Source organism: Limosilactobacillus kribbianus (assembly GCF_026413145.1).
GTDB classification, from domain to species: domain Bacteria; phylum Bacillota; class Bacilli; order Lactobacillales; family Lactobacillaceae; genus Limosilactobacillus; species Limosilactobacillus kribbianus.
The window spans coordinates 119,738-129,088 of the sequence record NZ_JAOVYZ010000001.1 but is presented as its reverse complement, the minus strand read 5'-3'; the positions used below and the strand labels follow the sequence as shown (position 1 = coordinate 129,088).

Genomic DNA, 9,351 nt, shown 5'->3' with positions numbered 1-9,351 from the left:
CATCAAACATTTACCACAAGTCGTTGCTAAACAGCTCCAGGCAGTCTAAAATTCACTAATTTGAATAGCCAGTTCCTTGATATAACAAGTGATTAAGCTCCTTTCCTGCTTTCAAGTTTTAGTACAATGATTTTTAGGCAGCTTGATGCCGGTATTCTACCGGGGTCAAGCCGTTTAATTTTGTTTGACAACGTTGATGGTTGTAGAAGTAAATGTACTGATCAATCGAAGAGATTAGATCCTCATAAGTCTTGAAGTGCTGACCATAATAAGCTTCGTCCTTGTAGTGGCTCCAGAAGCTTTCCATTGGGGCATTATCAATGCATTTGCCGACTCGCGACATACTACGAGTAATTCCATGTTCGGCAGTTAAACGGGCAAATTCTTTGGAAGTGTACTGAAAACCACGATCACTATGAAGTAGTGGTGTGGCGGTGGGATAAAGTTCAAAAGCTTGTTTGAGAGTCTTCATTACTAGTGGGTTGTCGTTGCGCTGACTAACGACATAGCTAATGATTTCACCATTGTATAAGTCTTTAATGGCACTAAGATAAGCTTTCTGGCCATTGCCATAGGTGAGATACGTCACATCAGTTACCCACTTCTCATTTAACCGACTGGCCGTAAAGTCACGATTGAGAAGGTTAGGCTCATAGTTCTGTCCCCGAGCGATTGTGCAGCTATGGCGGGGACGACGGATCACTGCCCGCAGGTTCATTTCAACGAGGAGCCGCCGAATACGTTTATGGTTGTAGTGGCAGTTATAGCGACGATTGATAAGCATCGTTAATCGTCGGTAACCCCACTTGCCCTTCATTTCCCAGTAGGCCTGCTTGAGCAGCTCTTTGAGCTGCTCAGTGGTCTGATCCTTTTTAGTAGTGTGTGGCTTGGAAAGCCAGCGATAATAAGCTGATCTAGAGACTTGGGCGAGGACACAAAGACGCTGGACAGATTGCCCTGGAAAAGCTTGACAAGTTGCTTGAATAGCTTGATATCGCATTAGGTAACTGCGATCATTTACTTCTTGTTTTTGTTCTCCAGGGCACTTAGTTTTTTTAGGAAGAAATTCTCCGCCGCCAGATCCTGATTGCAGGCTTCTAACTCTTTGATCCGTCGTTCCAGTCGCTCTTCCTTGCTTAGTTTAGCTAAAGCCGGTTCTTGAATTTGATGACCTCGGTGATCCTTTAAGGCATCTCGGCCGTCTTGTTCGTACTTCCGAACCCAACTGTAAACTTGGCTGTAAGAAACGCCGTATTTCTCCATCGCTGCTCGATAGTCTTTGTCATTGGCAAGGGTGAAGTGGACGATTTCCAAACGTTGCTCATAAGTAGTTTTCCGACGTGCTTTCATCTTGGTAGAACCTCCAGTCGTCTTCTTCAAGGTTTTACCGTTAGTATACTGGTTAACCCAGCGCATGAGAACACCGTGATCAGAAAGATTATACTTACGACAACACTCCATCTGTGAGAGATGGTGGTCAAGATAATCATGGACTGCCGCTCGCTTGAGACTGGCAGAGTAGTGTTGCCAAGTGTGAGACTCCTTTAAGCCAGCCACGCCATTATTTTGATACTTAATGATCCATCTTTTTAAAGTTGTCCTGGCAACACCCAGCTCCCGGGCCACCTCACTTACAGAGTATTTTCCCTTCAGGACTTTCATCACAGCAGCTAGGCGCTGATTTAAGGTATGATTACTAGTTCGATTGGACATAAAAACTCCCCCTAGGGTTAGATACAGAATTTTGTATAATTCCGTGTCTACCCTAAGGGGAGCATACCAACAATCAGTGTCCGCATTTCTATTTAGCTAAGTTTTTTACTTCTTCTCTTCTTGATTCATCTTGTCGACACCCTCAACGAAGTCCTTCTCGACCCGCTTGAAGTCCGCCGATTCGGTGATCGCGTCGTCCGGAATTTCGTCCAGGTTGGCGATTACCTCAATGTGCTGCTTCAGGTCGTGGAACTTCATCGGCGCGTCGCCACCGTATTCCCCGTCGAGGTTGATCATTAAGCGATCGTCCGGGTTCAGCGGCGTCACCTCGACGTCGGTTGCCTTGGCGTAGATGATGCCGGGGTCGCCAATGTGCTTCCCCTGCAAGGCCTTGGCCATCAGGCTCATCATGTCGACCAGGCCGCTCTTCTTGACGATGATCATGGTGAACTTCCCGTCGTCCAAGGCGGCGTCCGGCACGATCTGCTCGAAGCCCCCGACCGAATTCGTCAGGGCGAGGAAAATCGTCGAGGCTTGGCCGCGATACTCCTGGCCGTCGTACTTGATGTCGACGTCAACCGGCTTGATCCGCGGCAGGAGTTCCGCCCCCTTGGCAAGGTAGGCAGCGTAGCCAAAGAGCGACTTCATCTGGGATGGCACGTCGTAGGTCAGCTCCGTCAGCGTTCCTCCGGCGGCGATGTTCATGAAGTAGTTCTCGCCAGCCTGGCCAATGTCGATCTTGAACTTCTTGTTCTTGCGCAAGATCAGCTTGGCCGCCGCGATCGGATCATCACGCGGAATCCGCAGTGCCCGCGCGTAATCGTTGGTCGTCCCGGCCGGAATGATCGCCATCGTCGGCCGGTGTTCCAGCCCGGCGATCCCGTTGACCACCTCGTTTAACGTCCCGTCACCACCGGCGGCCACGATCAGGTCAAAGCCCTCCTCGGCCGCCCGCCGTGCCTCGTTCTTCGCCGAATTTGGCGCCGGCGTGGTCGCAAAGGCGCTGGTCTCGTAACCAGCCTGCTCGTAGATCGCCAGGATGTCGACCAGGTCGCTGCGCAGGGCTTCCCGGCCGGAAGTCGGGTTATAAATTACTCGTGCTCGTTTTCGCATGAGATCACCTCCAGCTTAGATGTTGGCCAGTGACTTCTTCAGCAGCTGGGTAACCATCTGTGGGTTGGCCTTCCCGTGGGTCTGCTTCATGATCTGACCCATCAGGAAACCGAATGCCCGGTTCTTCCCGTTCTTGTAGTCGTCGATTGACTGCTGGTTGTTGGCCAGGACGTCGTCAACGATTGGCTGCAGCTGGGCTGGGTCGGACAGCTGTACCAGGCCGTGTTCCTTGGCGTAGGCGTTTGGTTCCTCGCCGTTCATGATTCCCTTGAAGACCTTCTTGGCCATCTTAGAGGAAATCGTGCCGTCTTCGATCAGCTTGACCATCCCCGCCAGGTTGGCCGGCGTCAGCTTGGTGTCCTGCAGGTCGACGTGGTTGTCGTTCATGTAGGAGTTGACGTCGTTCATCAGGTAGTTGGCCAGCCGCTTCGGGTCGCCGCCGTCCTTGACCGCTTCCTCGAAGAAGTCGGACATTTCCTTGGTCTGAGTCAGGACCATGGCGTCGTAGTCGGTCAGCCCGAGGTCGTCGACGTAGTGCTTGCGCCGTTCACCCGGCATGACCGGCATTTCAGAAGCAATCTCCTGGATCCATTCGTCGCTGACGTTCAAGTCCGGAATATCCGGTTCTGGGAAGTAGCGGTAGTCGTCGGCCCCTTCCTTGGACCGCATGGCAACCGTCGTCCCGGTTGGTTCATCGTAACGCCGCGTTTCCTGGGCAATGTGGCCACCGGACATCAGGAGGTTCTGGTGCCGCTTTTCTTCGTAGGCCAGGGCCTTGCGGACGTAGTTGAAGGAGTTGATGTTCTTCATTTCGGTCTTAGTCCCGAACTTGTCGGAACCGACCGGCCGGATGGAGATGTTGGTGTCGACACGCATCGACCCTTCTTCCATCTTCACGTCGGAGATCCCGGTGAACTGGATCCGCTGCCGCAGGGCTTCCAGGTAGGCGACCGCTTCTTCTGGGGAAGCGATGTCCGGCTTGGAGACGATTTCGATCAGTGGCGTCCCCTGCCGGTTCAGGTCAACGTAGGAGTACTTGCTGGTGTGGGTGTTCTTCCCGGCATCCTCTTCGATGTGCATCTCTTCGATCCCGATCTTCTTCTTTTTGCCGTCGACATCGATCTCGATCCAGCCGTCGTGAGCAATTGGCGTGTCGGACTGGGTGATCTGGTAGGCCTTCGGGTTGTCCGGGTAGAAGTAGTTCTTCCGGTCGAAGTGCATGTGGTGGGCAATCTGGGCGTGCAGTGCCAGCCCGGCCATGATCCCGTCACGCACAACGCCCTTGTTCAGGGTTGGCAATACGCCGGGGTATCCCCAGTCGATCACGTTGGTGTTTTCGTTTGGCTGGTCACCATACTCAACCGGTGATGGACTGTAGATCTTGGAATTGGTCTTTAATTCAACGTGGACTTCGAGCCCGATCGTAGTTTGAAAGTTCATCTTAGTTTTGGCCCCCTAACTTTGGTGCTTTCTTGTGAAAGTCAGTGGTTTGTTCAAAGACGTAACCAGCGTTGTAGATGGTCTGCTCGTCGAACGGCTTCCCGATGATCTGCAGGCCAACTGGCATCCCGTTCTTGCTGGAGAAGCCGGCCGGAACGGACATCGATGGCAGACCAGCCATGTTAACCGGCACGGTCAGGACATCGTTCATGTACATCTTCTTTGGATCGTCAACTTCGGCACCAATCTTGAAGGCCGTCGAAGCGCCGGTGGCCCCGAGGATCAGGTCGTGGTCCTTGAAGACATCGTCAAAGTCCTGGGCGATCAGGCGCCGAACCTTGGCCGCCTTGTTGAAGTAGGCGTCGTAGAACCCGGCGGACAGGGAGAAGGTCCCCAGCATGATCCGCCGCTTGACTTCTTCACCGAAGCCTTCCGTCCGGGAACGAACGTAGACGTCTTCCAGGTTCTTAACGTCCTTGGCCCGGTAGCCGTAACGGATCCCGTCGTAACGCTGCAGGTTGGAGCTGGCTTCGGATGAGGCCAGGATGTAGTAGGCCGGAACCCCGTACTTGGTGTGTGGCAGGGTGACCTCGTCGATGATTGCCCCGAGGGATTCGAGATGGTCGAGGGCGGCCTTGATAACCTCGTGGACGTCCTCGTCTAGGTCATCGAAGTATTCCTTTGGCACGGCAATCCGCAGGCCCTTGACGCTCGTACTGTCGTTTAAGTTGGCAGCCCAGTCTGGCACTTCCTTCAATGAGGAGGTCATGTCGTGCTCGTCGTTGCCGGCAATCAGGCTCGTCAGGTAGGCGTTGTCCTTGACGGTCCGGGTCAGCCAGCCGACCTGGTCAAAGCTGGAACCGAAGGCAATGATCCCCCACCGGGAAACACGGCCATAGGTTGGCTTCATGCCGACCACGCCGTTGAAGGAGGCTGGCATCCGGATGGAACCACCGGTATCGGTCCCCAGTGCCCCGAGAACGTCGCCCGCCGCAACGGCCGCCGCGGAACCACCTGAAGAACCACCGGGTACCCGAGTCAGGTCCCACGGGTTGTGGGTGGTGAAGAAGGCGGAGTTTTCCGTCGAGGAACCCATGGCAAATTCATCCAGGTTGGTCTTCCCAACGTTGATGAAGCCGGCCTGGTTCAGCCGTTCCACCACCGTGGCGTCGTAAACTGGGTTGAAGTTTTCCAGGATCTTGGAAGCGGCCGTCGTCTTCAGGCCCTTGGTCAAGATGTTGTCCTTGACCGCCAACGGCACCCCAGAGACCAATTGCTGAGCGCTCACGCCCGCGTTGTCAATCTCTGCTGCCCGCTTCATGGCGTCGTCTTCGTTCAGGGTCAAGAAGGCCTTGACCTGGTCATCGTTGGCCTTGATGTGGTCAAAGGTGGCCTTCGTCAGTTCGGTGGCGCTGATCTTCTTGTTGACCAGGTCATCATGCAGCTGAGTCAGATCGGTTTGATAGAAATCCATTATTCGCCGTCCTCACTTTCGTCAATGATTGCTGGAACTCGAATGTAGCCGTCGTCCGCGTCGGGTGCGTTCTTAAAGATCGCTTCCCGTTCTTCTTTCGATGATCTAACGGCCTTGTCTTCGCGCATGACGTTCACCCGGTCGGTTGCCGACGTCATTGGCTCGACGCCATCGGTATCAACCGCCTGGAGGTCTTCGAACATGTCGATAATGTTTCCTAATTGAGTGGTAAACTGACCAAGCTCGTCCTTCGGGAATTCAAGCTTGGCAAGTTCAGCAACGTGTTGCACCTGTTGCTCAGTGATTTTACTGGCCATTCTCTCTACCTCTTTTCCAGTAATTTTGTTTGCATACATCCTATAATTTTAGCACACTCTCACCTGTTTTTTTACCGCCAGGGGCCCGGAAAACAAAAATCAGTCCGTGGCTTTCACCAACGAACTGATTTTATTGATCTTAATACGACGTCAGCACGTGGGTCCGGAAGGTATCGGAGCCGCTGTCCCGGTAGACAATCGCCTGCATCTCGGAGTCAGATTGGATCCGGATGTCAATCGGAATCCCGTTTGGCAGGTACTTCTTGGCTGCCCGAGCGATGTACTGGGTGAAGCTGATAATTTCGGACTGGCTGTAGAACTGGGTCGTGACGGTGATGTGCATCCCGTTCAGCTGGCCGTTCTTGTATTGTGCCTGGGCCGTAACCCCGCTCAGGTTCGGGAAGAAGCTCTGGATCTGGCTCTTGAAGTTGGAGAAGCTGTCACTGTCGGTCTGGTTGGCACTCGTGGTCGAGTTCGTCGCGCTGGCCTTTGGCAGAACCATCGTCTTGTAGTTCAGCTTGTGCCAAGAACTGATCGAGTTGCCCCGGTTCTTGCTGTAGGCAAAGAAGCTCCCGCCGACCAGGCTATCGTCCGGGGCCTGCTTGTAGAGGGCAATGACGATCGGCACGTTGCCGATCTTGGAGTTCTTGCGCATCCGCTTCAGCACCTTGGCCGCGGCGATTTTTCCCTGCCTTTGGACTTCAGCATTGCTGATCTTCTTGGTGTAGCTCGGTCCATCGGTCTTCTTCTTGTAGTTGTACTCGGAGTTGATCCCGATCCCGATGACGATCCCCTTGAGCTTCATTGAGTTCCCGTTTTCGGTCATGTAGTCCTGCTCTTCAATCTGCTGGATGTATTCCGGATTCGGGTCGCTCTTCTTCCCCTGGGCCGGGTTTAAGCCGTTGGGGTTGCTCTTGGTCTTCCGCCCCAGCCAGGATTCAACCGTGCTGGTGTTCAGGTACTGACCTTCCTGGAAGATGTAACTCTTCGGCGAGAAGACCTGCTTGGAGACCTCGGTCAGGCCGTTTTCAAAGCTCTTCAGGTTGTACTGGTTGTCGTTTTGGCTGACGTTAACCCCCCGGGCCTTGCTGGTCTTGTAGTGACCGTTCTTGATCACGCCCTGGTAGGCCCCGCTGCTGTTGCCGGTGGTCGTGTAGTTCTTCGACGACTTGCTGCTCCCACAGGCGGCCAGCACGAAGGTACTCATTACGATGACGGCGGCCGTCGTTAATTTCTTTAGTTTCGCATTCAAAATTAATTTTCCTCCTGCATTGCCTGACGGAAACGGGCCTCGTCCCAGACCGTGATACCCAGGTCCTGGGCCTTGGTCAGCTTGCTTCCCGCCGCTGTTCCGGCAATGACAATATCAGTTTTCTTTGAAACACTTCCGGTGACCTTGGCGCCGTGATCCTCCAACCACTGCTTGGCCGTACTACGGGTCAGCTCTTCCAGTTTCCCGGTGAGCACGACCCGGCGACCGTTCCACGGACTGTCTTCAGCCACCGTCGTCGTTGGCCCCTGGTAGGTGAAGTTCACCCCGGCGTCCCGCAGCTGATTGATCAGGTCGACCACCTGCGGATTGGCAAAGTAGGTGTGGACGCTCTCGCCGATGGTTGGGCCAATGCCGTCAACGTTGGCTACCTCTTCGGCCGATGCCTCCATCAGGTGGTCGAGATCGCCAAAGTGGGCCATGATCAGCCGCGCGGCCTTGGCACCGACATGGCGAATCCCCAGGCCAAATAATAAGCGCTCGACAGAATTATTACGACTATTGTCGATTGATGTCAATAGGTTAGTGGCCGATTTGTCCCCAAATTTATCTAAAGTTAACAATTGGTCGTGGTCAAGGTGGTACAGATCGGCCACGTCACGGACCATCTTCTTGTCCCAGAGCTGCTGAACGATCTTCGGGCCGAGGCCGTCGATGTTCATCGCGTTCCGAGAGGCGAAGTGAGCCAGGCCCTCCTTGATCTGGGCGGGACACATCGGGTTAATGCAGCGCAGGGCCACCTCATCGTCGAGGTGGACCAGTTCAGAGCCGCAGACCGGACAGGTGGTCGGCACCACGTATTCCTCACTATCGGCCGGCCGCTTCTTCAGGTCAACCCGAGAGATCTCCGGGATGATGTCGCCGGCCTTGTGGAGGTAGACCGTGTCGCCGAGGCGGATGTCCTTCTCCCGCAGGTAATCGGGATTGTGAAGCGAAGCCCGGCTGACGGTCGTCCCAGCCAGTTGAACCGGGTCCATCACGGCCGTCGGGGTAACGTTACCGGTCCGGCCCACCGTCCAGACAATGTCTCGAACCACGGTCGCCTGCTCCTCCGGTGGAAACTTGTAGGCAATCTCCCAGCGCGGCACCTTGACCGTGTTGCCCAGGGCCGTCTCGGTATCGAGATCGTTCACCTTTTCGACGATCCCGTCGATCCCGTAGGACAGCTGGTCACGCTTGGTCGTGTACTCGTCGATGTAGGCGGTGATCTCTTCTTGATTGTGGACCACCCGGTTGTTCGGGTTGACGGTGAAGCCGAGCTCGCGCATCCGGTCCAGGGCCGCCGCCTGGGTGGTCACGCCGAGTTTTTGGTACTCCGGCACGTAGTACATGAAGGTCGCCAAATCCCGCTTAGCCGTCACCTTAGGATCCAGCTGGCGCAGGCTGCCGGCCGCTGCATTCCGCGGGTTGGCGAAGACGGGCAGGCCCGCCGCCTCCCGCTCCTGGTTCAATTTCACGAAGGACGCCTTAGGCATGTAGCACTCGCCCCGAAACTCCAGGCTCAGTGGCTCCGGTAGTTTGTGGGGCACCGACTTGATCGTCTTCACGTTGGCGGTGACGTCCTCGCCGATCGTCCCGTTGCCCCGGGTCGAGCCCTGGACCAGCTTGCCGTTTTCGTAAACCAGGGACAGCGAGAGGCCGTCGATCTTGAGCTCCAGGTTGTATTCCGGTTCCACCTCAACGTCGCGGTTTTCCTGCTGGCGCTGGTTGAAGTCCATCAGCTCGTCGACGGAGAAAACATCCCCCATCGACAGCATCGGGATCTCGTGGCGCACCTTGGTCAGCTGGGTGGTCACTTGGCCACCCACCCGCTGCGTCGGCGAATCGGCCGTCTTTAGTTCCGGAAAACGGGTTTCCAGCTCGACCAGGCGTTGGTAGGCCCGGTCGTAGACGTAATCCTCGACCGTCGGGTTATCCTCTTCGTAGTATTCCTTGCCCCATTGCGTCAGCTGCTTTCTCAAAGGCGCAATCTCTTGTTTGGCCTCGTCCAGGCTGAGCTGACTGACTGGTTGTTCTTTTTCCAT

The 9,351-nt window shown here is 55.1% G+C and carries 8 protein-coding genes; all 8 read right to left on the bottom strand.

Going from position 1 to position 9,351, the window contains the following annotated elements; all coding sequences use genetic code 11:
- Positions 1-133 precede the first annotated feature (133 nt).
- The 8 genes from OCT58_RS00670 to ligA all read right to left on the bottom strand — a co-directional run bounded on the left by OCT58_RS00670 (position 134) and on the right by ligA (position 9,351).
- Positions 134-1,000, bottom strand: coding sequence for an IS3 family transposase (locus OCT58_RS00670; RefSeq protein WP_267200889.1), 867 nt, complete (start codon positions 998-1,000; stop codon positions 134-136).
- A gap of 17 nt (positions 1,001-1,017) precedes the next feature.
- On the bottom strand, positions 1,018-1,713 hold the full coding sequence (locus OCT58_RS00665; protein WP_267200888.1) for a helix-turn-helix domain-containing protein: 696 nt from the start codon (positions 1,711-1,713) through the stop codon (positions 1,018-1,020).
- Between the two features lie 105 nt (positions 1,714-1,818).
- On the bottom strand, positions 1,819-2,826 hold the full coding sequence (locus OCT58_RS00660) for a diacylglycerol kinase (RefSeq protein WP_267200887.1): 1,008 nt from the start codon (positions 2,824-2,826) through the stop codon (positions 1,819-1,821).
- Positions 2,827-2,841: 15 nt separating this feature from the next.
- Positions 2,842-4,266 carry an Asp-tRNA(Asn)/Glu-tRNA(Gln) amidotransferase subunit GatB gene (gene gatB / locus OCT58_RS00655; RefSeq protein WP_267200886.1) on the bottom strand — a complete coding sequence of 475 codons (1,425 nt, stop codon included), beginning with the start codon at positions 4,264-4,266 and terminating at the stop codon, positions 2,842-2,844.
- Between the two features lies 1 nt (position 4,267).
- The gene (gatA, locus tag OCT58_RS00650) at positions 4,268-5,740 is read right to left on the bottom strand and encodes an Asp-tRNA(Asn)/Glu-tRNA(Gln) amidotransferase subunit GatA (RefSeq protein WP_267200885.1); all 1,473 of its coding nucleotides are present in this window, start codon (positions 5,738-5,740) and stop codon (positions 4,268-4,270) included.
- A complete protein-coding gene (gene gatC, locus OCT58_RS00645; protein WP_267200884.1) occupies positions 5,740-6,057 on the bottom strand; it encodes an Asp-tRNA(Asn)/Glu-tRNA(Gln) amidotransferase subunit GatC in 318 nt (105 codons plus the stop codon). The genes gatA and gatC overlap by 1 nt, the downstream gene beginning before the upstream one ends.
- A gap of 139 nt (positions 6,058-6,196) precedes the next feature.
- Positions 6,197-7,309: a CamS family sex pheromone protein gene (locus OCT58_RS00640; RefSeq protein WP_267200883.1), complete on the bottom strand. Its 1,113-nt coding sequence runs from the start codon at positions 7,307-7,309 to the stop codon at positions 6,197-6,199.
- A gap of 2 nt (positions 7,310-7,311) precedes the next feature.
- A complete protein-coding gene (gene ligA, locus OCT58_RS00635; protein WP_267200882.1) occupies positions 7,312-9,351 on the bottom strand; it encodes an NAD-dependent DNA ligase LigA in 2,040 nt (679 codons plus the stop codon).